General features: G+C 62.7%; 26 protein-coding genes. 11 read left to right on the top strand and 15 right to left on the bottom strand.

Annotated features, from left to right (window positions below):
* Positions 1-24: 24 nt before the first annotated feature.
* The 3 genes from EA462_RS07945 to EA462_RS07935 are packed head-to-tail and all read left to right on the top strand — an operon-like array spanning position 25 to position 2,370.
* Positions 25-1,452, top strand: coding sequence for an NAD(P)H-hydrate dehydratase (locus EA462_RS07945; protein WP_124178035.1), 1,428 nt, complete (start codon positions 25-27; stop codon positions 1,450-1,452).
* Positions 1,445-1,978 (top strand): cyclic pyranopterin monophosphate synthase MoaC, encoded by a 534-nt coding sequence (moaC, locus tag EA462_RS07940; RefSeq protein ID WP_124178034.1) that lies wholly within the window; start codon positions 1,445-1,447, stop codon positions 1,976-1,978. The genes EA462_RS07945 and moaC overlap by 8 nt, the downstream gene beginning before the upstream one ends.
* Positions 1,975-2,370, top strand: coding sequence for a DUF5820 family protein (locus tag EA462_RS07935; protein ID WP_124178033.1), 396 nt, complete (start codon positions 1,975-1,977; stop codon positions 2,368-2,370). Before moaC ends, EA462_RS07935 begins: the two co-directional genes overlap by 4 nt.
* An 8-nt stretch (positions 2,371-2,378) precedes the next feature.
* On the opposite strand, the gene EA462_RS07930 is transcribed toward EA462_RS07935, so the two are convergent.
* Positions 2,379-2,831: a response regulator gene (locus EA462_RS07930; RefSeq protein WP_243641384.1), complete on the bottom strand. Its 453-nt coding sequence runs from the start codon at positions 2,829-2,831 to the stop codon at positions 2,379-2,381.
* Between the two features lie 83 nt (positions 2,832-2,914).
* On the opposite strand from EA462_RS07930, the gene EA462_RS07925 reads away from it, so the two are divergent.
* A complete protein-coding gene (locus EA462_RS07925; RefSeq protein ID WP_124178032.1) occupies positions 2,915-3,424 on the top strand; it encodes a hypothetical protein in 510 nt (169 codons plus the stop codon).
* A gap of 64 nt (positions 3,425-3,488) precedes the next feature.
* Here EA462_RS07925 and EA462_RS07920 read toward each other — a convergent pair whose 3' ends face one another.
* The 5 genes from EA462_RS07920 to EA462_RS07900 form a co-directional block, all read right to left on the bottom strand.
* Positions 3,489-5,249 (bottom strand): YcaO-like family protein, encoded by a 1,761-nt coding sequence (locus EA462_RS07920; RefSeq protein WP_124178031.1) that lies wholly within the window; start codon positions 5,247-5,249, stop codon positions 3,489-3,491.
* Positions 5,250-5,315: 66 nt separating this feature from the next.
* Positions 5,316-6,425 (bottom strand): SPFH domain-containing protein, encoded by a 1,110-nt coding sequence (locus EA462_RS07915; protein ID WP_124178030.1) that lies wholly within the window; start codon positions 6,423-6,425, stop codon positions 5,316-5,318.
* Between the two features lie 141 nt (positions 6,426-6,566).
* On the bottom strand, positions 6,567-7,004 hold the full coding sequence (locus tag EA462_RS07910) for an RNA-binding protein (protein WP_124178029.1): 438 nt from the start codon (positions 7,002-7,004) through the stop codon (positions 6,567-6,569).
* Between the two features lie 30 nt (positions 7,005-7,034).
* The gene (locus tag EA462_RS07905) at positions 7,035-7,241 is read right to left on the bottom strand and encodes a DUF1918 domain-containing protein (RefSeq protein ID WP_124178028.1); all 207 of its coding nucleotides are present in this window, start codon (positions 7,239-7,241) and stop codon (positions 7,035-7,037) included.
* A 95-nt stretch (positions 7,242-7,336) separates the two neighbouring features.
* Complete coding sequence (locus tag EA462_RS07900) at positions 7,337-8,014, bottom strand: type 1 glutamine amidotransferase domain-containing protein (RefSeq protein ID WP_124178027.1); 678 nt, start codon at positions 8,012-8,014, stop codon at positions 7,337-7,339.
* 152 nt (positions 8,015-8,166) lie between these two features.
* Between EA462_RS07900 and EA462_RS07895 the strand changes: the two genes are divergently transcribed.
* A complete protein-coding gene (locus EA462_RS07895; RefSeq protein WP_124178026.1) occupies positions 8,167-8,631 on the top strand; it encodes an Hsp20/alpha crystallin family protein in 465 nt (154 codons plus the stop codon).
* A 63-nt stretch (positions 8,632-8,694) separates the two neighbouring features.
* On the opposite strand, the gene EA462_RS07890 is transcribed toward EA462_RS07895, so the two are convergent.
* From EA462_RS07890 to EA462_RS07880, 3 genes are all read right to left on the bottom strand, one after another.
* Complete coding sequence (locus tag EA462_RS07890; protein WP_124178025.1) at positions 8,695-9,699, bottom strand: DHH family phosphoesterase; 1,005 nt, start codon at positions 9,697-9,699, stop codon at positions 8,695-8,697.
* Between the two features lie 185 nt (positions 9,700-9,884).
* Positions 9,885-10,883 carry an ornithine cyclodeaminase family protein gene (locus EA462_RS07885; RefSeq protein ID WP_124178024.1) on the bottom strand — a complete coding sequence of 333 codons (999 nt, stop codon included), beginning with the start codon at positions 10,881-10,883 and terminating at the stop codon, positions 9,885-9,887.
* Between the two features lie 43 nt (positions 10,884-10,926).
* On the bottom strand, positions 10,927-11,142 hold the full coding sequence (locus EA462_RS07880) for a hypothetical protein (protein WP_124178023.1): 216 nt from the start codon (positions 11,140-11,142) through the stop codon (positions 10,927-10,929).
* Positions 11,143-11,739: 597 nt separating this feature from the next.
* Between EA462_RS07880 and EA462_RS07875 the strand changes: the two genes are divergently transcribed.
* Positions 11,740-12,912, top strand: coding sequence for a hypothetical protein (locus EA462_RS07875; RefSeq protein WP_124178022.1), 1,173 nt, complete (start codon positions 11,740-11,742; stop codon positions 12,910-12,912).
* 14 nt (positions 12,913-12,926) lie between these two features.
* On the top strand, positions 12,927-13,184 hold the full coding sequence (locus tag EA462_RS07870; protein ID WP_124178021.1) for a hypothetical protein: 258 nt from the start codon (positions 12,927-12,929) through the stop codon (positions 13,182-13,184).
* A gap of 76 nt (positions 13,185-13,260) precedes the next feature.
* Here EA462_RS07870 and EA462_RS07865 read toward each other — a convergent pair whose 3' ends face one another.
* The 3 genes from EA462_RS07865 to EA462_RS07855 form a co-directional block, all read right to left on the bottom strand.
* Complete coding sequence (locus EA462_RS07865) at positions 13,261-14,106, bottom strand: class 1 fructose-bisphosphatase (RefSeq protein WP_124178020.1); 846 nt, start codon at positions 14,104-14,106, stop codon at positions 13,261-13,263.
* On the bottom strand, positions 14,103-14,891 hold the full coding sequence (locus EA462_RS07860; protein ID WP_124178019.1) for a class I fructose-bisphosphate aldolase: 789 nt from the start codon (positions 14,889-14,891) through the stop codon (positions 14,103-14,105). The genes EA462_RS07865 and EA462_RS07860 overlap by 4 nt, the downstream gene beginning before the upstream one ends.
* 217 nt (positions 14,892-15,108) lie before the next feature.
* On the bottom strand, positions 15,109-15,663 hold the full coding sequence (locus EA462_RS07855; protein ID WP_124178018.1) for a helix-hairpin-helix domain-containing protein: 555 nt from the start codon (positions 15,661-15,663) through the stop codon (positions 15,109-15,111).
* A gap of 234 nt (positions 15,664-15,897) precedes the next feature.
* On the opposite strand from EA462_RS07855, the gene EA462_RS07850 reads away from it, so the two are divergent.
* Complete coding sequence (locus EA462_RS07850) at positions 15,898-16,752, top strand: 3-hydroxyacyl-CoA dehydrogenase family protein (RefSeq protein ID WP_124178017.1); 855 nt, start codon at positions 15,898-15,900, stop codon at positions 16,750-16,752.
* Positions 16,753-16,839: 87 nt separating this feature from the next.
* Entirely contained in the window at positions 16,840-18,138 is a 1,299-nt protein-coding gene (locus EA462_RS07845) for a hypothetical protein (protein WP_124178016.1), read from the top strand.
* A gap of 16 nt (positions 18,139-18,154) precedes the next feature.
* On the opposite strand, the gene EA462_RS07840 is transcribed toward EA462_RS07845, so the two are convergent.
* Positions 18,155-19,201 carry a phytoene/squalene synthase family protein gene (locus tag EA462_RS07840; protein WP_124178015.1) on the bottom strand — a complete coding sequence of 349 codons (1,047 nt, stop codon included), beginning with the start codon at positions 19,199-19,201 and terminating at the stop codon, positions 18,155-18,157.
* Positions 19,202-19,428: 227 nt separating this feature from the next.
* Here EA462_RS07840 and EA462_RS07835 point away from each other — a divergent pair, with 227 nt between their 5' ends.
* Positions 19,429-20,574 (top strand): acyl-CoA dehydrogenase, encoded by a 1,146-nt coding sequence (locus tag EA462_RS07835; protein WP_124178014.1) that lies wholly within the window; start codon positions 19,429-19,431, stop codon positions 20,572-20,574.
* Positions 20,575-20,756: 182 nt separating this feature from the next.
* Here the strand turns inward: EA462_RS07835 and EA462_RS07830 are convergent, their stop codons facing one another.
* Both EA462_RS07830 and EA462_RS07825 read right to left on the bottom strand, forming a co-directional pair.
* On the bottom strand, positions 20,757-21,050 hold the full coding sequence (locus EA462_RS07830; protein WP_124178013.1) for a PadR family transcriptional regulator: 294 nt from the start codon (positions 21,048-21,050) through the stop codon (positions 20,757-20,759).
* Positions 21,051-21,136: 86 nt separating this feature from the next.
* Positions 21,137-22,054 (bottom strand): DUF3267 domain-containing protein, encoded by a 918-nt coding sequence (locus tag EA462_RS07825; protein ID WP_124178012.1) that lies wholly within the window; start codon positions 22,052-22,054, stop codon positions 21,137-21,139.
* Positions 22,055-22,226: 172 nt separating this feature from the next.
* Here EA462_RS07825 and EA462_RS07820 point away from each other — a divergent pair, with 172 nt between their 5' ends.
* A complete protein-coding gene (locus EA462_RS07820; protein ID WP_124178011.1) occupies positions 22,227-22,544 on the top strand; it encodes a DUF7111 family protein in 318 nt (105 codons plus the stop codon).
* Positions 22,545-22,611 lie beyond the last annotated feature (67 nt).

The raw sequence follows: 22,611 nt of genomic DNA, 5'->3' as shown, positions 1-22,611 counted from the left end.
GCACCAGCAGATGTATCTGCGCCTATGATCACAGGCGAGCGGATGGGCGCTGTCGACGAAAACGCCGCCGCGCTCGGTGTTCCGCGAAGACAGTTGATGGAATCGAGCGGAAACGCCGTCGCCCGTGTGGTCCGGGAGGTGGCCGAACCGGGCTCGAGCGTCGCGATCGTCTCCGGCCGCGGAAACAACGGCGGTGACGGGTTCGTCGCCGCCCGGTTTCTGGACGAGTTCGACCTGAGAACGCTTTTGCTCGGTCGTCCCGAGACGATCGGCACCGAAATCGCCCGAGAGAACTGGGACGCACTCGAGGAAGCGGCGTACGAGACGCGCGTCGTCACCGACTCCCAAAACCTCGAGTTGCCGACGGTGGACGTGGTCGTCGACGCGATACTCGGAACGGGGATCGCCGGCGATCTTCGCGAGCCAGCGGCGACCGCTGCTCGAGCGATCACCGCCGCGGATGCGACCGTCGTCTCGGTCGACGTTCCGTCGGGATTCGACGCGGACGGCGGCGATCACTCCGACGACGCCGTCAGCGCCGATCACGTCGTCACCTTTCACGATACGAAGCCAGGACTCGAGGCTCTCGAGGCGACCGTCACCGTCGCTGACATCGGCATTCCTGCTGCAGCCGAACGGTTCGTCGGGCCCGGGGACGTCGACCTCGCCCGTCCCGCCGGTCGCGAGGGACGACCGTACGTCATCGGCGGTGGCCCCTACACCGGTGCGCCCGCTCTCGCGGCCCAGGCCGCTTTGCGTGCCGGCGCTGAGCTGTCGTTCGTCGCCGCACCCGATTCGATCGCCGGCGAGATTCAGGGGTACAGCGAGGACCTCATCGTCCAGCCTTACGAGAGCGATCGCCTGACGACGGCACGGGTCGACGACCTCGTCGAGACCGCCGAGCGATACGACGACGTCGTCGTGCTCGGCCCCGGCCTCGGTACCGCCGACGAGACGCTCGAGGCGACCCGACGATTCCTCTCGTCGTATACGGGTCCCGCGGTCGTCGACGCGGACGCGCTCGCGGTCGTCACCGAAGTCGAGACCGAGGCGACGCTCGTCTGTACGCCGAACCGACGCGAACTCGAACGAATGGGTGGGCCCGCCACTGACTCGATTGGTGAGGCTGTCGACGAGATCGAATCGTTCGCGGCCGATCTCGGTCACGTCGTGTTGGCGAAAGGGGCGGACGACGTAGTTACCGACGGCGAGCGCACGCGGATCAATCGGTCGGGGACGACTGGGATGAGCGTCGGCGGAACCGGCGACCTGCTCGCCGGAATCGTCGCAGCGTTACTCGACCACGCCGATCCGCTCGAGGCCGCGGCCGCCGGCGCTCGCGTCAACGGTATCGCCGGCGAGCGACTCGCTGAAACTAAACACGAGGGGTTCCTCGCGTCGGATATGCTCGCAGAAATTCCGGCAGCGCTGTGGGGTGACGCCGATGAGTGACGGCGCTCGAGAACCGGCGGACGACGGCGAAGGCGGTGACGAGTTCGGGGACTCGAGTGCGAACGATCTCACGCACACGACGGACGACGGTGACGTTCAGATGGTCGACGTCGGCCAGAAACCCGACAGCGAACGCCGGGCAGTCGCCGCCGGTGAGATCCACCTCCGGCCCTCGACGATCGACGCGATTCGCGAGGATCAAGTCGGCAAGGGAGACGTCCTCGCGACCGCTCGAATCGGTGCGATTCAGGCCGTCAAACACACCTGGGAGACGATTCCGATGTGCCATCAGATCCCGATTACGAACGTGGATACCGAATTCTCGCTGTCAGAAGCGCGGATCGAACTCGAGGTCGCCGTCGAAACGACCGGCAAAACGGGCTGTGAGATGGAGGCGCTCGAGGGCGTCACGACCGGACTGAACGTCGTCTGGGACATGGTCAAAGCCGTCGAGAAAGACGACGACGGACAGTATCCAGAGACGGGAGTCGAGAACGTTCACGTCAGACAGAAAGCGAAACGATGACCGACGAGACGGTGGTTCCGGACGGCTGGGTGGTCTGGTCCGAAGGCGAAGACGGGCGGCTCGTCCTCGCCTACCGACCGGACGTCTTCAACGGCGAGGCGTTTCCCGCCGCCTGCCTTCCGACGCTGTATCTGACTCACGGCCGACGAACGCGCCGTCCCGGACGGAACCCGACGGACACCACTGCCGGTGACGACTGGTTCGTCACGTTCTATCTCGAACCGGACGTCACCGTCGACGGATCGGCCCGGTTTTCGACGCGAGCGGACGCACTCGAGCACGCGATCGATCTCGCTCGACGGTTCGCAGACGGGGAGGTAGACTACCGCGAGCGATATCAGGTTCCTCGCGACCGGTACTTCGACCGATTGGACGACCTCGTAGACGGATGACGGCGATCCTATCGGTCGGTTGGCTGTTGAACGAACGCGAGCCAGAAGTCCTCGATCGACTGGACGAATTCGACGAACTCTCCGACCTCGACCGGTTTCTGAATATAGGTGTCGGCCTCGAGACCGTGTGATCTGATTATTTTCTCTCCTACTTCGGAGCTCGTAAGAACGACGACGGGGGTCTCGCACAACTCGGGATCGTCGTTCAGTTCGGCCAGGACGTCCATTCCGCTCTTTCCGGGCAGCTGTGGATCCAACAGGATAACGTCCGGGCGGGGCGAATCTTCGTACGCACCGCGTTGGTGAACGAAATCGAGGGCGTCCTCTCCGCTAGAAACGTCGTGAACCGCGTTCATCACTTTCGCTTCCTCGAACGTTTCCGTAAAAAGACGGGTGTCACCGGGGTTTGGCTCGACCAGCAGAATGTCGATCGGATCACCGATCATCTCGTCTTCAGGCATCCTCTGCAGCTACGTGCGGGTCGGTTATAACGGAGAGGATCGAATCGGTAACGCATACGTTCATCGAGCACCGAGCAGCGCGTGTGAACCGCCGGAGAGTACTCCAGTCAGCAGGCGCCCTCGTAGCGATCTCCTTCGCAGGCTGTCTCGAAGGTGTCCAAGACCACTTCGAGGGGGGCGTCCAGGGCATCGTTCCGATCGAGATCTACAGCGAAGCGGACCAGTACTACAACGTTCAACTTCAGGCCTACGAACACGAAACGAACCGCCAGACCTACGACGAAGGCTACTCGGTGACCGGCGGAGACAGCGTCATCCCCCCGCACCTCGAGGCGACTCGCCAGAGCCTTCGCGTCGTCAAGTTCGGTGCCGACGGCGAGGAACAGGCGGACGTCCGGGAGGTGACGATCACCCCCGAAACCGAACTCGTCCTGATCTGGATCTACGACGACGACCTCGTTCTCGACGTCCACCGAGGGGACGTCGACGGCGCGGCAAACGAAACCCCCACTCCTCCAGACGAGGAGGATGTTGAGGACGATACGGCCGATTCAGACGATCCAGGGACGAACGGATCAGAAGCAGACGAGTGAGGGATGGATCCCCGAAGCGAAACCAGCAAACCGCCTGAACCCTGACCGCCGCGCGGGTCGTCGGTCATGGATAGGGATGGAACGGCCGCTCGAGCCGTGTCTCGAAGCCCATCGTTTCCGGGACTGATCGCGCTCGCTCACCGAAGAAGGCCTCGCCGGTAAAGAGCGGTTGTGCGCCGGGGACGACGACACGGACGGCTTCGAAGCCGATCGCCTCCACGTCGCGAGTCGTCAGCCGGGCCGCATACGGCGTCAGCCCGACGTCGTTCACTCGCTCGACGACCGCCTCGAGTGCCTCCACGCCGGTCGGGGTGGGGTCGGGGCCGACCTCGTCCGCAGAAATCGTCCGGTCCGTGTCGACGAACGAACGAGCCCCCGCAGGATAGGAGGCATACGTACCGATCGCACCGGAGGCGTCGTCCGCGTCGTCCGGTCCGAGGTTTCGTAGCTCCATCCAGTTCTGTATCGCTTCTTCGAGCGCCGCCGTCGCTGCGCTCGTCCCGTCGAGATCCGCCGCCGAGCCGACCGCGAACGCTGGCCAGGCGTCGTCGCTCGAACCGATTTCGTCGGGGGCGCTTTCGGACGGATCCCGGTGGACGGCGACCGCGACGACCGGGAGGTCGATGTCCTGTGTGACGAGCAACGGCGTTACAGTCAGCCCCTCACTTCGTGCCCGGCGCTCGAGCGTGTCGAACGTGGGGTCGTCGACTTCGAGCCCGAGCGGATCGAACGTCGAGTACCACGCGAGCATCGTCGCGTCGCGTTCGACGACCTCTGTCAGGCCCGACAGGAGCGCACCGACGCTCGAGGATCCGAGTCCGAGTCCGGTCGTGATCGCCGGAACGAGCCGGTCGCCCGGCTGAGGGAACTGAACCGCTGCGGCGGGAAGGTGAACCGATTCGCCCGTCAGGAGGTTTTCGCTCGGAACCCACCGATGCTCCGCATCCGGGTCGTACGCTGGCGCGTCGTCTGGACGGACGAGCGCGGACGGCGAGATCACGCTCTCGAGGTCCCGTTCGCTCGCGTGGACGAACTCGGAGTCGCGGTAGACGCCACCACAGTAGCGTTCGAGACCCTCGCCCACGGCCTTCATCAGCGCGGCGTTCCAGTCGTCAGCGACGCCCGCGGCCTGTGTCGGGGCACTCGCGTCGCTGAGCCCGCTCGTATCCGCGTTCGTCGCCAGGTAGTACGGCGCTGGAAAGGACTCGATCTCACCGATACTGGACACGATGCCGACCCGGTCGTCGATGGCCGTCTCGACGTGCTCGACCGCCGTTTCGAGATCGAGCACCTCGTCGTCGCGCTCGAGTTCCCGATCCCGGCCGTCTTCATCACAGTCACATCTCGGAACGGGAAGGATTCGGCGGCGTCTGTACGGAAGTTCGACGACGTGGCCGATCACCGATCGCTCGTCGCCGGAGAGGACGCCCACGCACTCCCGTCCCGCGAGCGCACCGGCGAGACGGGCTGTCGATCGATCGGCCGACGGCCGCTCTGTGGACTCCGGATCGTTCGCGGCGACGCGCGCGGACAGACACTCGAAACAACCGCTTCGAGGAGCAAACCCAGTGATAGCGGCATCGACCGTCGAGATCGGCTGACCGCCGACGCCGCCGATCTCGACGGCGATCCACGGCGTTCCACCGGCGCGTGCAGCCTCGTTTGCCCGCTCGAACGTACTCGAGCCGGCGACGTCGCTGACGACCGCGAATCTGGCCTCGACGAGGTCGTCTGGCGTGCCGTCAGTGATGTCGACATCGACGTCTCCCAGCGCGGCGACGACGGCCTCGCGGACCGGATCGTCACCGACGACGTGTACCTGCATAGCTGAACGCACTCGACCGGAGGGGAAAAACGCGACGCTCGACGGCCGCTACCCCAGACGACAAACCTACCGGTTCGTACCGACCGTATCGTCCGGGGAGTCGGACACGTCCTCGCCTTCTTTGATCGCCTGAGCTTCGGCTTCCATGGCCTCGACGTCGACGTCGGCGTCCTCGATCTCACCGATCATCTCGGAGATATCGTCGAGCCCGATCAGTTCGCGAGTCTCCTCGTCGAACTCGAGGCTCTCGAGATCGGTCCCGTCCGCCTGAACGTCGCTGCCGGAGAGGTGTTTACCGTAGCGACCGACCATCGATGACAGTTCCTGTGGCAACACGAACGTCGTCGACTCGCTCTGCCCGATATCGGTCAGCGCGTCCATTCCCTTGTCGATGACCGCGCGTTCGCCCATCGATTCGGCCGAGCGAGCGCGCAGGACGGTCGAAATGGCGTCACCCTGCGCCTCGAGGATCTGGCTCTGTTTTTCACCCTGTGCGCGAATGATGTTAGATTGCTTGTCACCTTCTGCCTTCTCGACGGCGCTGCGGCGTTCACCCTGTGCCTCCAGGATCATCGCGCGGCGTTTCCGTTCAGCGGAGGTCTGTTTCTCCATCGCTCCCTTGACGTCACGGGAGGGCGTCACTTCACGAACCTCGACGCTTTCGACGCGGATCCCCCATTCGTCGGTCGGTTCGTCGAGTTCGTGACGGATCCGCTCGTTGATCATCTCCCGCCTGCTCAGCGTGTCGTCGAGTTCCATATCCCCGATGACGGCTCGAAGCGTGGTCTGGGCGAGATTCGAGACCGCCCGGCGGTAGTTGTCGACTTCGAGAAACGCGCGTTTGGCGTCCATCACCCTGATGTAGACGACGGCGTCGGCCGTGACCGGGGAGTTGTCCCGCGTGATCGCTTCCTGGCTCGGCACGTCGATCGTTTGCGTTCGCATATCGAACGTGTAGACCCGGGAGACGAACGGCGGGACGACGTTCAGCCCCGGCTCGAGGAGTTTGCGGTACTCACCGAAGACGGTGAGTGCGCCCCGATTGTACGCGTCGACGATCTCGACCATCGACCAGACCGTCGCGATGACGAGAAAGAGGGCCAGTGCGCCGACGATCACGAGAGGGTCGCCAACCTCGAGTTGCAGCGGACGTGCGGTGAGTGCGATCGGGTGCATAACCGATGGTATGTCCTGTAGCCGAATAGCTCTTGGCCACGGGGCCACCCTCGCCACGAGTCGGAATGGACGGTTCCGATCACGGTAACCGATCGACAGTAACTCACGACGACAACTGCTACTCTTCGTTTTACGGCCTCGTCACTTTTCGTCTCGCAGTCGCGTCAGAACCTCTTCGGCGTTTTCGACGGCCTGTTCTTTCTTTGCGGGATAGGCTTCGACTTTTCCACGAAACGTGATCCCCTCACCGAGGCGAACGTCCCCTTCGAAAGCGGCCTGTTTGTCCAGTCGCAAGAAGAGTTCGGTGTTTTCGGTGACTCGCTCGTCGAGTTCGTCGATCAGCGTCTCGTAGGTCTCGAGGTCAGCAAGTCGCGAGAGAACGTATCGAACGTCGTCAGCCTTCTCGAGACGCGTCGACAGGACGAGAATCCGATCGCCGTAGTGGCCTTCGCTTTCCGTGCGGTCGATTTCGAACTCTTCCGGCAGGAAGGTTCGAAGCGCCTGTTCGACGCGCTTTTGATCTTCTGTGGCGTAACAAAACGTCCGAAGGTCGACGTAGTGAAGGGGAATCTGTGGCATCTACGGTGCGGCGTCGTCTCGATCTGGTCGCTATTCGTCGGATTCGTCGGCGTCGTCATCGGCGGCGGCCTCGAGGGAATCCTCGGGAACGCCGGCTTCCTGTCCGTCCTCGAAGCTGATGGTGTAGGTGACGTCGCCAAACATCGATTCCATCGTCTGCGTGATGGTTCCGGTTTCGCCGTCGAACTCGCTGTGCTCGTCGTTCAGGACGACACGGTCGTCTTCCTCGAAGCTCATACTCGAAATTCCCCGCCGCCGCGTAAAAAGGAACTGATTCGACCATCGTGAACTGGCCCGTCTGGCACGACCGGAGAGTGGACGTCATCGTCCGCTCAGCGATCCAGTTTCTCGCGGAGCGTTTCTGCCGCCGCAGTCGACGACTCGGGACCGCGGGCCGTGATGAGATCGCCGTCGACGGTGACGCTCGCTTCGCTTTCGAGTTCGGCGTCCCAGTTACCGCCGGCGGCGATCACCTCGTCTTCGACCCAGTAGGGGAGCTTTCGACCGTCCGGAAGGCGGCCGTCCTCGTCCACGGTGTCTTCTTCCCACTCGTTCGGGAAGCCGGTCACGTCGCGACCGGTGACGATAAACGCGCCGTGGCTGTCGCGTGCGAACGCGAGGATACCGACGGCGTGACAGACGACGAGCGCCGTGCCGTCACCTTCGATCGTCTCTCGGAGAAGTCTTCGCGCGTCACTGTCCTGGTTGACGTCCCACTCGGTTCCGTGGCCACCCGGGTAGACGACCGCGTCGTAGAGCTCTGCGTCGGCACGAGCGGTCGGGATCGGATCGTTCAGTCGGTCGTCGCTCTCGTGGACATCGAGAACGTGCGACGCGGTTTCCTCACCGACCTGATCGGGATCGATCGACTGCTCGTCGATCTGGGGCGGTCCGCCCGACGGCGTTGCGACCGTGATCTCGACGCCCGCCTCTGACAGCGTCTCGAGGGGCTCGGTACACTCTTCTCCCCAGTATCCGTTTTCGCTGACGACGAACAGTGCTTCGGTCATGGCTGACGGTACGTCGACTGGATGTAAAATTCCCCTGCATGAGTCAAATATTATGGGGGTTATCGTCGGATTTGTTTGTTACCCTGACCGTCAAACTACCGTGTAATGGGCTTTTTCGCATTCGCACGCGAACATCCGTGTTAGAAGAACCCATGTCACGACGATCCAGCCCGTTCGACGGTCTCGCAGAACTGTTCGACAAACTGGCCCGCCAGCTCGAGACGGCTGCTCGCTCGTGGGAGACGGAAATCGACAACCGAAGCCGTCTCGATCTCTCGATGGGACGCGAGGCGACCAACCTCGATCTGACGGACGAAGGCGAGGAGTTCATCGTCACCGTCGACGTTCCAGGATACGACAGGGACGACCTCGACATTCGACTCACCGGCGAGACGTTGTCTATCACCGGAGAACGCGAACGAACTGAGGAACACGAAGCCGGCGAGGAGATGTACATCCGCCGCGAGCGAGAGCTCCAGTCGTTCAACCGTCACGTTCGCCTCCCTGACCCGGTCGACGTAGACGACGTGAGCGCAACGGTCAACAACGGAATCCTGACGATCAAGCTCCCAAAACTCGAGTTCGAGGGCGAATCTCACTCGATCAACGTCGAGTAAGACGGCGACGGGAGGGGAACCGTCGTCGAACACAGTGGTACGATCGGAGGCGAGTCCCGACCGTCAGCGCTCGTCGTCGAGATTGAGCGCGTCGAAGAACCGACGCGTTATCCGCCCGTCGATGAACTCGATGAGCTGGTCGGCATCACCCATGTCATCCGCGAAGATACCGAGTTCGATCCGGCCGCCGGCCATGTCGTGATGACCGCCGACGGTACAGAGCTCTCCGAAACCGTCGGAGAGCGTTTCACCCATGTGTACTCTCGGATCGATCGACCGCGCGCTCATCCGGATTGCTGAACCGACGACACCGTAGACGAGGACGGTATCGACGCCCTCCAAGTTGAGGAGATAATCCGCCGCCTGTGGAAGAGCGTCCGTCTCCGAGGTCTTACCGACGTTCGCCACGAGCGACGATCCGCGACGCTCTCTGGAGTCGATCGCACGGCTGATCGCGTCGATCGTTCCGGGTGAAAACGCGCTCCCGTACAGCTGTTCGAGCGCCTCGAGATCGGCGTCGGGGTAGACCGAGAGCGCCGCTTCGTACTCCCGTCTCGTCGGTTCACGGACGAAGTCCAACCGCTCACGGTGGAGCGCAAAGAGCAGCGCAGAGGCGAGCCGTGACGTGAGCTCGATCTCGAGGTCACGGAGGTACTCGACGAAGATCGTCGCCGTCGCGCCGTACTCCGTTCGGATGTCTTCGAACGTCGCCCCCGGCGTCTCGCCGGGGTGGTGGTCTACGATGACGTCCGGGATGGTATCTGCTGAAATATCGGAATTGACGCCTGGCTGGGCGTGATCGACAAAGGCAATACAGTCGTACTCTCCTACGTCAGTGTCGGTGATCGGCTCGAGGCTGATCGCGAGCATATTGACGAACGCCCGGTTTTGCTGATGGGATATCTCGCCGCCGTAGGCGATCGTCACGTCCGCGATTCCGAGGTCCCTCGCGACCGTTTCGAGAGCCAGCGCGCTGGCGAGACAGTCCGGGTCCGGATTGTCGTGGCAGACGATCGCCAGCGATTCGGCCGACTCGAGAGTGGACTCGAGTTCCACCGCGCGGGACATGTTGAACGAACGTACGGTGAACAGACGTTTGAACTTCCGGTCGCTAACGAGCGCGGTGGTGCGGAAATACCGTATTGAGTGAGAGGTAGTCAAGAACTACTGCCACCGGAACCGAGGAGTCGGGCCCTCGAGATCGTGTCGATAGTTCAATACTTCGTTCGGCAGTCGAGTAGTCCGTTTGCGGTTCAGTTCCCCGTCAACGCCTCACTCGCCGGTTCGAACGCGATCTCGGTCCCGATTCCCTCGGCGCGAGCCTTCTCGTATAACATGTACGCTGCGGCGACCGTTTCGATGCCCGTCCCACCGCTGTCGAACACCGTGATTTCGTCGTCGCTCGTCCGTCCCCTCGCGTTGCCCGCCACGATCTCACCGAGTTCGGCATGAATATGGTCCTCGGTGACGACGCCCGCATCGAGCGCAGCCAGAAACGATCCGGCATCGAACGTCGCCCGTTCGCGGAGGTCGGGCACGTACGTCGCTCGCTCGATCGTCGTCGTGTCGAGTTCGCACCGTTCCGGTGCGTACTGGCCCATCGCCGTCACGTGCGTTCCGGCCTCGAGTTTCGAGCCGTCGAAGACGGGGTCGTCCGCTCTCGTCGCCGTGATCACGACGTCGGCACCGGTGATCGCCGCCGTACTCGAGTCCACCGCCCGGACCGTGGCCTCGAGTTGGTCGTCGAAGTCGGCCGCGAACGATTCGCGATGGTCGGCCGTAGGCGAGTAGACGCGCACGTCCGAAAACGCTCGAACAGTCGCTGTGGTTCGCAGCTGACCGCGGGCCTGAGCACCACTTCCGATGACGGCGAGCGCGTCGGCGTCCTCGCGAGCGAGTTCGTCGACGGCGACGGCACCCGCGGCACCGGTCTTGAACGGGTTCATACTCGCGCCGTCGAGGAGCGCGAGGGGAGCGCCGCTGGTGGCATCGAAAAGCGGTGTCATGAACCAGGCGTCCTCGGCCCCGAAACCTGCGCTGTACATGTATCCACCCATCGCACCCGTTTCCGGCAGGACCGCCGCGTAACTGGTGAGCATCCCGCCGGGATCGGAACGGAAGAATTTCGATCGCGGTTTGGCGGGTGCGCCGTTACCGCGCTGGCGGTATCCCGCTCTGACGGCGTCGACGTACTCGGCCGGAGTTGCGAGGTCTGCGACGTCGGAACTGGTGAGAAACAGCGTGTCGGTCATACTGGAAAACCGAACGCGAAACGAAATAAAGGACTCGAAGAGATCAATCCGCGTTCAGCGGAGGCCGCGGAGACTGGGTATCGTCCGAGGAGTCGGCTGGCGTATTGACGAACATCGCGTGTCCGATGATCATCATCGAAACGAATGCGCCGGCAGGGATCGCTGTGGTCAATGATATACCGACGAGCGTGAGCGCTGCGGTAATACCGAGCAGTGCGACCGGAATGAGTCCGAGAACAATGTCATAATATCCAGTCATAATCTAATAGATAGTAGGAGAAATAGGTATATAAGTATTTCCCATAATTAGCTGATAGTGAATAGGTTTGAAACTCGTACGATATATTGATGAGTTTCATAACTTATAAAAAACTTATAGAGCAGGCGAGACTAATTGATTCCGCGAAGAACCATCCAAAATAGAGGAAGAAGGTGATACTAGATCTTCGACTATATTATTAACCGGAAGACGTAGAGCGGCACTAACAGTCAATTGGGTTATATGTTGGTTATAATTCGTAATGTTCGTACAAACACTTATTTTCTCCCGATGATAGAGTGGACTCTAGTGAATGGTCGATCGTATCGGTAAAGATAGGTATTTAAAGTGGTAGGAAGGTCGAGGACTACGCCGCGTGAGAAGTCGGGGGCGATCGATCGGTCCCCCCGATAACGAGTGGCACCTGCAGGCAGAACGGGTTTAGCCGGTTTCGGAGTATTTGTGGGTAGCTACCGACCGTCTCGCGAACGTCCACGCGATAGTTATCAGCCGTCGGTAAGCCGGAACTCCCGACGCAACGCCACCCAACAGTAGCGTGTCACCCACGCAGGTGTCACAATCGGCACTACCGAACGTATGCCTGAGACGAACACAGCGAGACTGGTACACCGACTCGCGACCCTCCGCGAACGGCTCCAGCCCGAGATGGATCGGCGAGAATTCCTCCGAACGCTCGTTACCGGCGGATACGCTCTCGGGATGGCACAGCTTCTCGGCGTCGAGGACTTTCTCGCGGCCGACGACGGCGAGGTTCCGATCGTCACTGCACGAGTCAGAGAGAACCCCGACGATCCGTTCTCGCTCGTCGAGCAAACGCGCGACGTGCCCGCAGAGTGGTACGCCGCCGTCCAGAACGCATTCGAGCTCAACGAGCGGCTGGCCCGGATCGCCTACACCGGCTACCTCGGTAGCGCCGTCGTTCCGGGCGATTACGCGAGTGGAACGGCGTCGATCTCGATCGGCGTCTCGAACGAGGGACAATCCGCACGGGAGATGATTCGAGACGTTTCCGAGGGAATTTCGATAAACACCGAGACGATCATCGAGATCGAGGAGATCGAGGACGGGTTCGAGTACGCTGAGCCACGATACGTAGAGAGCGTCGACGATGGTCGTGTCCCGAGCGGGATCGCCTGTGAAACGCCGTCGAGCCTGGCCACGCTCAGCCCCGCGCTGTACCATCCCGACGAAGAGGAGGCGTTTTTCGTCACCGCCGAACACGCGTTCAAAGACGAGCCCGATCCGGTGGGACACCCGCTGGCACTCCCTCTGGACCGGGTGGAACGGCTCGAGCTAGGGACCGTTGTCTACGCCCATCCCGGCGAAGACTTCGTCGCGGTCGAACCGAACGGGGAGATGCGACCTGTGAGCCGAATCGCGGCACCGTCACCAGTTCGGGTTCGCGGACAGTACACCAGGCTCGGTCTTGCTGACCTCGTCGCGCGAGGAGAGGAACTCGAAAAAGTCGGTGCGCTAACCGGGCACACGACGGGGCGAATCCAGGGCGTCGATGCCGTGACGTGTTTCACCGACGAGTTCTGTCGTCGCGGACAGATCCGGTGGGGGGGCGAGATGGACCTGACCGACGGTGACAGCGGCTCGGTCAGCTACCATTCGGACCCGGATGGCCGTGACGACGACGTTCTCGTCGCCGGCTTCAACAACGCCCGAACGTGGTGGCCGGGACAGAGTTACGTCTGGGGCGTATCGGCCTACAAACTAACCGCAGAGCACGGCTATCACTTCTGATCGGACAGAGACTGATGACGGGATCCTCGAAACCGACCGATCGACAGTCCGCTGAAACGAGCGTCGTTCGATCCGGGCTCCGAACCGTCGCTCGACTCGCCGTCGATCTACTCGCGATCGCACTCTGGGTCCTGTTTCTGACGCTTCTCTTTCTCGAGACCGCGTGGCCACGCTGGGCGTTCTACGGGATGATGCTGATCGGCGTCGGGGTCTACGTCTTCGTCACGGCTCCGTGGGCTCAGAGTCGATCCACGGCACGTCGTGAGCCGTAGTTCGGTTCGTGCGCTGAACGCAGAGAGCCACGACGCTCGACCCTATACGTTCTCGACGTCATCGGCGGTGACCGTCCTACTCGAGTGCGGCCTCGAGTCGGTCGATCAGGTCGGCGTTGCCGACGTGGAGTGGAACCCGTCCGTGGAGATCGGTCGGTTCGATCTCGAGTATCGACTGGGTTCCATCGGAGGAACGCCCGCCGGCCGACTCCATCACGTAGGCGATCGGATTCCCCTCGAACTGTAGTCGGAGCTTTCCGTTCGGACTGTCCTCGAGCGCTGGATAGGCGAAGATTCCGCCGTAGCTGAGCACCTGGTTGACGTCACCGATCATCGACCCGCCGTAGCGGAGTTTGAGTTCGTCCTCGATTTCGTTGGCGTACTGATGGAAGTCGTCGGTCCAGTTGGGGACGCGTCCGCCGAAGCCGTAGACGACGGGATCGTCGGGGACGATAACGTCCTCGTCGACGACGGTTCGCTCGCCACCGGAGAGTTCGTACGTCGTCACCTGTCCGTCACGAGCGTACACCATCGTCGTGATCGGTCCGTAGAGAACGTATCCCGCGGCAACGAGGGCGGTTCCCGGAGCGGGAATCGGTTCGTCGTAGATCCCGAACACCGTTCCCATCGTGTTGTTCGATCGGAGGTTCGACGAACCATCCAGCGGATCGACGGCGACTGCGAGACCCTCGTCGCCACAGTTGAGGTCGTCGGTTCGCTCTTCGCTTGCGTACTGGACGACGCCGTCGGTCGTCGACAACCGGTCCGCGAGCAGTTCGTCCGCCCAGATATCCGCCTCGGCTTGCGTTTCGCCGCTTGGGTTCTCCTCGTCGACTTTCCCTCGTCTGCCGACCAGACCCCGGCGTATCTCGGTCGCAGAGCGAGCGATCACGCGGACGACGTCCTCGACGGTGTCGGTCATTCCTCCAGAGCTGCGTCGGCCGTCTCACCCTCGTAGATAACCTTCTCGAGAGCGTCGAGGAGGGGGGTAGGATCCTCTCGTTGCCAGACGTTCCGGCCGACGGCGAGACCGTTCGCCCCGGCGTCCATGACGGTCTCGACGGTCGAGAGAAACTCGTAGTCGGACGTTTTCGAGCCACCGCTCATCACGACCTTCATGTCACCGGCGCAGTCGACGGCGTGGGCCATCGCATCCCTACTGCCGGGATATTTGACCTTCGCGATGTCGGCACCGAGTTCGAGCGCGAGACGGGACGCGTAGGAGATCGTACTCGGTTTCGTGTCGTTTTTGAGTCCCTGCCCGCGGGGATACGACCACATAACGACGGGAAGATCGTGGTCGCGGGCGCTCTCTTGAACGTCGCGGAACTCCTCGACCATCTCGATCTCGTGGTTCGAGCCGCCGTAGACGGTAAAGCCAACCGCGTCGGCTCCAAGCTCGGCGGCGTACTCGACCGACCAGTTGACCGCCGAGTCCGGTTCGCCCATCCAGAGGTTCGACGTTCCGTTGATCTTCGCGAGCAGATTGACGTCGTCCTCGTAGCTCGGATAGTAGCCCTCGGCGATACCCTTCTGGACCGCCATCGCCGTGACCGCGTCGTGGGTCGCCGTCTCGAAGACGGCCGCCGGGTCGAGCTTCCCGGGGACGTCTTCGAAGTCGACCGGGCCGTGCTCGAGTCCGTGATCCATGGCGAGGATCAGTGACTTGCCGTCGCGGACGATCGGGGAGTCGTCGATCGGAATCATCTGTTAAATGGTCCATCAGTCCAGTATAAATCTCTGATGATCCGCATTATCGAAATTACTTATTTTAGTAGTAAGTTTGCCCAACATGGGTGACCGATACGGTTGTATTCTTCTCTTGTCGGGCCGGATAAGAGCGAGCGACCGAAACGGTCGTACCGGACCGAAAGTCGGAGCAACCGAATACGACGGTCCGTCGCTCGGTTCGAAGAGGCGGCGCTCACTCGATCAGTTCGCGAGCGTTGTATCGCCAGGTTCGGACGTGCAAGACGTCGAACTCGAGTACGTCTGCGATCTGGGTCGCGTCGATCGTGGCGAGACGCTCGGCCGAGACGATTCCGGCTTCGGCCAGCGCGTCGGCATCCTCGGGACCGATACCCGCGACCGCCTCGACCGGCGTCGGTCGTGGCCAGGGGCGGGCCACGTCGTCGCTTTCGCCTCGAGTCGCCCGTGAGTGTGCACGTTCGAACGCCTGCCAGCCGTCGTCTTCGCTGGCGGCGATCCACGCACGTTCGCCGTCTCCGAGACCCTTGACCTCGGTGGATCGACGATCGAGGTCGCCGTCCGTCTCGAACGACCACGGAAGCGAGAACCGTCTGCGGAGTGCGTCCGCGATTTCTTCGTCGACGCCGGCATCGAGCAGCACTCGATAGGAGCAGTCTCTGGCCGTGACGTCGACTGCGTCGACGTTCGCCGCCTCGAGTGCGTCCCGTTCGTCGGAGTCGATTTCGACGTCGATTGCGGCTGATTCGCCAGCGACGTGTTCGTTACTCACGCGATTCACCGATCGTCCGTACCTCACACCCACCGGTCTTGAAGGTTTTCCTCGGACGACTGTGACGTGAAACAGACCACGCGTCCGATGGGCGGTCGGTACCAGCGTCGACGCGTCTCCAACACGGTCCAGCCGACGTTCGCTCATTTCCAGCCATCGGCGGTTCGTCGACTCGGTTCCACGTGCGTGAACCGGCCCCAAGTATATTCGGACGCCGCCGTCGTATCCCGTCGTATGCTCCGAACTGAAATCGACCGGATCGGCGTCGTCGGTGCGGGAACGATGGGGAGCGGGATCGCACAGGTCGGCGCGACCCACAGCTACAACGTCGTGATGCGTGATCTCGAACCCGAGCTGATTGAGGACGGTATCGCGACGGTCGAAAGTAGCCTCGAGCGCCTCGAGTCACGCGAGGATCTCGAGGAGTCATCCGACCGAATCCGCGACCGGATCGAGGGAACGACGGCGATCGACGCGTTGGCCGATTGCGATCTCGTGGTCGAGGCCGCAGTCGAGAGCCTCTCGATCAAACGGGAAATCTTCGCGGATCTCGAGGGGGTCTGCGGCGAGGACGTCCTGCTTGCGACGAACACGAGTACGCTATCGATCACGTCGATCGCCTCGGTGCTCGACCGGCCCGAACGCGTCGTCGGTATCCACTTCATGAATCCCGTTCCGATCATGGACGGCGTCGAGATCGTCGTCGGAGAAAAGACCACCGACGAGGTGACCGAACTCGCACACGAGGTGGCACGAACCCTCGGAAAGACGACCTGGGAGTCCGACGACAAACCGGGGTTCGTCACGAACCGGATCCTCATGCCCTGGATAAACGAGGGGATTCGGGTGTTCGACGAAGGCGTCGCGACGAGGGACGACATCGACGCCGGGATGGAACTCGGAACCAACGTTCCGATGGGACCTCTGAGCCTGGCAGATCACATCGGACTCGACATCTGTCTACACGCCTCCGAGACGTTGTACGAGGAACTCGGAGAGCGATTCAAGCCGGCCTACCTCCTCAAACGAAAGGTCGAAGCGGGCGATCTCGGAAAGAAGACGGGAACTGGCTTCTACGACTACGAGTGATCGATGCGGCGTTCCCACCTCGAGCGGCTACAAGAGCTGTTTGAGTGGCTGAAATGTATTTATACGTGACGTGAAAAAAGAGACGCGATGCGATTCGCCCGAATCGTCCCCGTCGCCCTCCTCTGTATCGTCGCGATCACCGGCGTCGCGGTCGTCGCCGGCGCACCACCTCCCACGCAGCTCTGTGACGTCTGTGCCTCGGACGTCGACGGCGCAACCGGACCGGGAACCCTCGACGTCTCGGTCGACTCGAACGGCGACTCCCGGTGGACCGAACGAGTTCCCATCACGGATTCGGCAGCCGATCGGTACCGCGAGGAGCCCAAGACGCTCGAACGGGAGATAGAAGACGGACGAAGCTGGCACGTCGCTCGAGGTGAGACGGCGGACAGAACGGTCTCACTCGAGGATGGGGGCGTCGTGGTGACCTACACCGTCGACGCCGTCGCCCGCCCCGGCGTCGGCGGAACCTGGCTCGTCGACTATTTCGCCCTCGACAGTGGCAACGAACGCTATGATCTGGCGGCAGAGCGCGTCCGAATCCACACGCCACCGGATACCGACGTTATCACCGAGCCGCGGTATGCGACCGTCGACGGAAACACCGCGACGTGGAACGCGAACGCGGGGGAATCGATCGGGGGTGACTTCGCCAGCCAGACGTATCTCACCCACGGCTCGAACGGCGTTCGCGGCACGGCCCTCGGCTACGCGACGATCGGCCTCGAGATCGGACCACAGGCGTTGAAACTCGGCGTTATCGTCGGGATCGCTCCCGCCATACTGATCGCGGTTTCGGGACTCGCGATCGGTCGCGTCGACCGCGGCCGCGCCTCGTTCGACCGGCCGAGGCTCGAACGGCTGATCGTCGGGATCGGGCTGGTCGGCGCGCTCGCCCTCGTCCTCGTGAGCCTGGTGACGACCGGCCGTCCCCTCACTCCTGGAATCGGCGGCGTGAGTTCGCTCGGAATCGGATACGCATTGCTCGGGATCGCGGTCCGAGGGGGCGGCGATCGACTCGAGATCCGAGGATTGGCCGGTCTGGCAGGTTTCGCGGCGGCCGTTTCCGGGATACTCATGTGGCTCGTTGGCGACTGGTCGGTGACGATCCTCCTCCCGTTTGCGCTCGCGACCGGGCTCTTCTTGCCGATCGGATACGCGTACGGAAGTCGGTCACGACCGGTCGGAACGGTGATTCTCGCAGGGATTTTACCGGTCCTCGGGGGTATCGTTTTGTTCTCGTTCGTTCTCCCGACCGTAATCGGCACGATCGTTTACTGGTTCCTGCTAGCGTTTTGGGGCGGAATCACCGTCGCGTTCGGCTACCCACTCTCGCTTCTCGGACGGAAACTGGCCGAGGAAGAAACCGCCGACGCCGCCAGCTAACGCGTGGTACCGTTAGCTACTGATGAAGCGGTCGTTCCGCCATTTCGCTTCGGAGTTCGTCGAGGTGCGAGCGCGAAACGTCGTCTTCGAACGTCTGAAGCAGTGCGTACACCTCGGCTCGAGTGATCTTCACGTCACCCTCGCGAACGACGTCTTCCGGACGCTCGCGAAGTTCGCGCATCGTGCCGACCGCGAGCAGGTAGGGAATCGCCCAGGCCGAGAGCCGGTTGCCGTGTTGTTCGGGGACGACCTCGAGGTACCGCTGAGCGTCGTCGAGGTACGTCTCGGCGCGGCCCGTGACCCGACGGATGACGTTCGTTACGCCGCCGTGATTCTCTTCGTCGGTGACCGCGTCGAGGGCGACGTCCTCTTCTTCGAGCCACTCAGCGGGGAGGTAGACGTTGTTCTCCTCGCGATAATCCGCGTCGACGTCCTTCGCGATGTTGACCAGCTGTAAAAGCAGCGCGAACGATCTGGCGTTCGATCGCATCTCGTCGGCTCGTTCCTGGGAGGCCCCGCGAGCGACCAGCCCCGTGATGAGCGTTCCGACGGTTCCCGCTGCGTACCAGCAGTACTCCTCGAGTTCCTCGAGCGTCTGGAGTCGGAGCCCGCCCTCGTCGGCGTACCGTGCGGTGAACATGGCCATCCCGTCGACGAGTTCGCGAACCGGTTCGCGCATGATTTCGCGGGGTTCGTCCTCGAGCGATTCGAAGGTTCGTAACACCCGCGGCGTTTGTGCGACGACCTCCCAGTCCTCGTTTGCTTCTTCGGGAATCCACGGTTCGACGTCGGTCATGAACGTCTCGACCGCCCGGTCGTCCTCGTGATCGAGAAGCCGGTCGTACTCGTTCAGCAGGTCCGTTTGCGTTTTCGGAGGAATGTGTCCCGCATCTTCGATCGTGTCAGCTATTCGACAGAGGAGGTAGCCGAGACAGATGTGTCTCGCCATCGGCTCCTCGAGACGGTCGATCGTGATCGAGAAAGTCCGTGAGACGCCGTGAACCGCGTCGTAACACCACTCAAGGTCGGCGTTGGTTGTGATTTCTGACTGGGCGGGAGTCATCTACTGGATTCCCGTTTGGGCGCATCCGGGAAAAACACCCCGGTCCCGGCGGAACGTTCCGAGTACTGACCTCGAAACACCGTGACGACCGGGTGAGAAAACGATCGCGCTGGCGAGGAGGTGCGACGCCGTCCGTACTGACGACCGACGGCTCGCCCCAACACGCGAGAGGTAAACGCGACGTCCGTGGCCCAACAATCAAGGCCGAACCCAGTGAACCGTCTCCCATGGACTTCGCACTCTCGGCCGAGCAGACCCAGATCCGCCAAATGGTATCCGAGTTCGTCGACGAGGAGATCGTTCCTGTCGCTGCGGAGATCGACCACGAGGACGAGTTTCCACGCGACCTCATCGACGAGATGGCGGACCTCGGGCTCCTCGGAATGCCCTTCCCCGAGAAGTACGGCGGCGCCGGGCTCGATTACCACTCTTACGTGATCGGTCTCGAGGAGATCTCTCGCGGCTCGGGAGGGCTCGGAACCGTCGTCGCCGCACACACTTCGCTCGCGGGCAACATGCTCTACGAGTTCGGAGACGAGCGCCAGAAAGACGAGTACCTCACGCCGCTGGCCGGGGGCGACGACGTCGGCGCGTTCGCCCTCTCGGAAGCCGGTGCGGGAAGCGACGTGCCGGCGATGGAGACGACCGCCGAGCGGGACGGAGACGAGTACGTCCTCACCGGGGGGAAACTCTGGATTTCGAACGGTTCGGTTGCCGACACCGTGACGGTGTTCGCCAAGACCGATCCCGACGCCGGGAACAACGGGATTTCCTCGTTCATCGTCCGCCCCGAGGAGGACGACGGATTCGTCGTCGAGGGGACGGAGGAGAAACTCGGGGACAAGGGCTGTCCGACCGCCGAGCTCCGATTCGACGACCTCCGTCTCCCCGAGGACCGGTTGCTGGGCGAGGAGGGTGAGGGCTTCGTTCAGGCGCTCAAAACGCTCAACGCCGGTCGGATCACGATCGCCGCACGCGGCGTCGGCATCGCTCGAGCCGCCTTCGACGAGGCCGTCTCCTATGCGAACGAGCGCGAGCAGTTCGGTCGGCCGATCGGGGAGTTCCAGGCGATCAAGCACAAGCTCGCGGACATGGACACGAAGATTCAGGCCGCACGCATGCTGATGCACCGGGCCGCAGACAGGAAAATACGCGGCGAGGACTACATCACTGAGGCGGCCCAGGCGAAGCTGTACGCCAGCGAGGTCAGCCGTGAGGTCGCAAACGAGGGGATCCAGATTCACGGCGGCTACGGCTACACGACGGACTTCCCGGCCGAACGATTCTACCGCGACGCCAAACTCAACGAGATCTACGAGGGGACGAGCGAAGTGTTACGCAACACGATCGGTGACCGGCTGCTCGAGGATTGAGGTCGCCCTCGAACTCGAGTACGGTTGGGTCGTCGGTCCCGAGATTACTGCACTGATACGGTCTACTGTAAGTCGTTACCGGAGCGACCGCGAGCCGTCCTGCGGTCGCTCGGGTAAAAAGTCACAGCAAACCGTATGAGTCGTCTCCGTGACAATCGCGCCGTGTCGCTCTGAATCCGTCGTCATTCCGTGTCTCCGTCCGCCCGAAGACACGATCGCATCCACTCGTAGTGTGCGCTCGTCCGTTGCTCTCCGGCGTCCGAGAGCGCGTACGCGTCGTGGAGTCCGTCCGTCCGCTTTTCGACGAACCCGGCGTCGACGAGCGCCGATAGCGAGCCGTAGAACGATTTCGGATCGATCCGGTCGTCGTAGTGCGACTCGAGGCGCGATTTCACCTTCTGCCCCCGCAACTCGCCGTCGGCCGCGAGCAGGACACAGATATCCCGACGACGACCGCTCTGGAGCCACTTTGTCATATCGGTGATCGCAGTTCGGACGCCGCGCGCTCGAGCGTTTCGGTTCTCGCATCCGGGCGCAGTTCTCTCGAGTGTTCTCCGTTCGTTCATTCGGATGGCCCGAGCCGGTCGCTCGTACGCTCGAGGATTCCGGCGAGGAGCGCCCAGACGAAGCCGGCGACGGCCGACGTTCCGACGACGAACGACGCGCCGACCTCGAGGTGAGCTACGCCGGATCGAAGCTCGTGACGGACGAGGAACCAGCGGCCGGTCGGATCGCCGATCACGACGGTTCCCGTTCCGAACGCGAGCGAACCGAAAACGACGAGGAGGACCGACGCGACGAGCACGACGAGCGTTCCGATCGAACCGACGACCAGCCTCGAGAGCGTGACCGTCCGGGGAAGTCGGTCGACGGAGTCGCCGTTCGGTGCCGCGAGTGCGAACCCGCGCTCGTCGTCGGGGAGGCCGACCACCTGCGCGCCGTCGGGATACTGAGCCAGGATCGAAGCCATCCAGAGGTCACCGACCGAGCCGGCTGCGTTCACCGCGAGCACGACGAGTACCAGCGGCGTCGGGTAGACGGCCATCAGAGCGAGACCGATCCCGGTGAGTCCAACGAACGGGGCGATCAGGACGACGATCAGCTGCGTTCGCGTGTACTCTGCGTTCCCGGAGGTGGCGTAGGCGGCGGGAAAGACGAACTGCGAGACTCCGACGCCGTAGCTCGGCGTTCCACCGTATCGTCTCATCGCGACGCCGTGAAGCAGTTCGTGGAGGATAACGACGGTTCCCACGAGCGCGACCGAGACGACGATCCATCCCAGCGCACTCGCGGGATCGGGCGGAGAGATCACGATCGGCTCGAGCGGGCGACCACGAGCGAACGCGAGGACGCGTCCGAACGTGTAGGCGAACGCGAAAAAGCCGACGACGGAGACGACAAGCCACTGCGACGCGACCGCTCGAGTGAGTCGAAACTCGGCGAGCGGACTGGCGGTCGTCTGCGAATCCGTTCGACTCACGACTCCCCCTCCAGACGCCGACGGAAAAGTGATGTCGATTTTCGGCACCCCTTTTCGGATCGGACGAGAAGTCGGAACGTCTGGATCGAAGCACTCCCGGGGAACCGCCTCTCTCGAGACGACCCCGGAACGAACCGATAGCTTCGAAGTCTCCGAGCCACGAGTGTCGTCCATGACCGATGCAGACGGCGAGCGGATCGTCGAGACCGACGGGATCGTCGCGACCTACGACGAGACGGAGACCGAGCGCCTCCTCGAGTTCGAGGGAAGCGAACCCACGGCCAGCGGGCGGGCCACCGCAGGCGGAACTGCCGCGATCGCACAGAACCGCGAGGGATACGCCATGTTGAAAGTACGACCCACGGCCGACGGCGACGAGCTAGAGCGCTACTACGGCTTCGACATGGCGCTCGATCACGCTGCCGAACTGCTCGGCGTCTCGCCCCAGGACCTTCCGATCCCGCCGGCAGCGGACGACATGGGAATGTAATCTCGAATTCGAGTGCAGGCATCACTTGCCATCCTTTTCGTGCTGAAGCGCGAGGCGCTTTCCCTGA

Origin of the sequence: Natrarchaeobius halalkaliphilus (assembly GCF_003841485.1) — an archaeon.
Classification (GTDB): Archaea; Halobacteriota; Halobacteria; order Halobacteriales; family Natrialbaceae; genus Natrarchaeobius; species Natrarchaeobius halalkaliphilus.
Note: the sequence above shows the minus strand (reverse complement) of the source record. Positions and strands in the feature narration are given on the sequence as shown.

What these genes read in the sequence shown, in the direction of transcription:
- EA462_RS07850 (WP_124178017.1), top strand. Translation starts at nt 15,898, where the DNA reads ATGCTCCGAACTGAAATCGACCGGATCGGCGTCGTCGGTGCGGGAACG.
- EA462_RS07835 (WP_124178014.1), top strand. Translation starts at nt 19,429, where the DNA reads ATGGACTTCGCACTCTCGGCCGAGCAGACCCAGATCCGCCAAATGGTA.
- EA462_RS07945 (WP_124178035.1), top strand. Translation starts at nt 25, where the DNA reads ATGATCACAGGCGAGCGGATGGGCGCTGTCGACGAAAACGCCGCCGCG.
- EA462_RS07930 (WP_243641384.1), bottom strand. Translation starts at nt 2,831, where the DNA reads ATGCCTGAAGACGAGATGATCGGTGATCCGATCGACATTCTGCTGGTC.
- EA462_RS07900 (WP_124178027.1), bottom strand. Translation starts at nt 8,014, where the DNA reads ATGACCGAAGCACTGTTCGTCGTCAGCGAAAACGGATACTGGGGAGAA.
- EA462_RS07840 (WP_124178015.1), bottom strand. Translation starts at nt 19,201, where the DNA reads ATGACTCCCGCCCAGTCAGAAATCACAACCAACGCCGACCTTGAGTGG.
- EA462_RS07875 (WP_124178022.1), top strand. Translation starts at nt 11,740, where the DNA reads ATGCCTGAGACGAACACAGCGAGACTGGTACACCGACTCGCGACCCTC.
- EA462_RS07895 (WP_124178026.1), top strand. Translation starts at nt 8,167, where the DNA reads ATGTCACGACGATCCAGCCCGTTCGACGGTCTCGCAGAACTGTTCGAC.
- EA462_RS07935 (WP_124178033.1), top strand. Translation starts at nt 1,975, where the DNA reads ATGACCGACGAGACGGTGGTTCCGGACGGCTGGGTGGTCTGGTCCGAA.
- EA462_RS07870 (WP_124178021.1), top strand. Translation starts at nt 12,927, where the DNA reads ATGACGGGATCCTCGAAACCGACCGATCGACAGTCCGCTGAAACGAGC.
- EA462_RS07880 (WP_124178023.1), bottom strand. Translation starts at nt 11,142, where the DNA reads ATGACTGGATATTATGACATTGTTCTCGGACTCATTCCGGTCGCACTG.
- EA462_RS07915 (WP_124178030.1), bottom strand. Translation starts at nt 6,425, where the DNA reads ATGCACCCGATCGCACTCACCGCACGTCCGCTGCAACTCGAGGTTGGC.
- EA462_RS07860 (WP_124178019.1), bottom strand. Translation starts at nt 14,891, where the DNA reads ATGATTCCGATCGACGACTCCCCGATCGTCCGCGACGGCAAGTCACTG.
- EA462_RS07885 (WP_124178024.1), bottom strand. Translation starts at nt 10,883, where the DNA reads ATGACCGACACGCTGTTTCTCACCAGTTCCGACGTCGCAGACCTCGCA.
- EA462_RS07865 (WP_124178020.1), bottom strand. Translation starts at nt 14,106, where the DNA reads ATGACCGACACCGTCGAGGACGTCGTCCGCGTGATCGCTCGCTCTGCG.
- EA462_RS07920 (WP_124178031.1), bottom strand. Translation starts at nt 5,249, where the DNA reads ATGCAGGTACACGTCGTCGGTGACGATCCGGTCCGCGAGGCCGTCGTC.
- EA462_RS07845 (WP_124178016.1), top strand. Translation starts at nt 16,840, where the DNA reads ATGCGATTCGCCCGAATCGTCCCCGTCGCCCTCCTCTGTATCGTCGCG.
- moaC (WP_124178034.1), top strand. Translation starts at nt 1,445, where the DNA reads ATGAGTGACGGCGCTCGAGAACCGGCGGACGACGGCGAAGGCGGTGAC.
- EA462_RS07890 (WP_124178025.1), bottom strand. Translation starts at nt 9,699, where the DNA reads ATGTCCCGCGCGGTGGAACTCGAGTCCACTCTCGAGTCGGCCGAATCG.
- EA462_RS07910 (WP_124178029.1), bottom strand. Translation starts at nt 7,004, where the DNA reads ATGCCACAGATTCCCCTTCACTACGTCGACCTTCGGACGTTTTGTTAC.
- EA462_RS07905 (WP_124178028.1), bottom strand. Translation starts at nt 7,241, where the DNA reads ATGAGCTTCGAGGAAGACGACCGTGTCGTCCTGAACGACGAGCACAGC.
- EA462_RS07820 (WP_124178011.1), top strand. Translation starts at nt 22,227, where the DNA reads ATGACCGATGCAGACGGCGAGCGGATCGTCGAGACCGACGGGATCGTC.
- EA462_RS07830 (WP_124178013.1), bottom strand. Translation starts at nt 21,050, where the DNA reads ATGACAAAGTGGCTCCAGAGCGGTCGTCGTCGGGATATCTGTGTCCTG.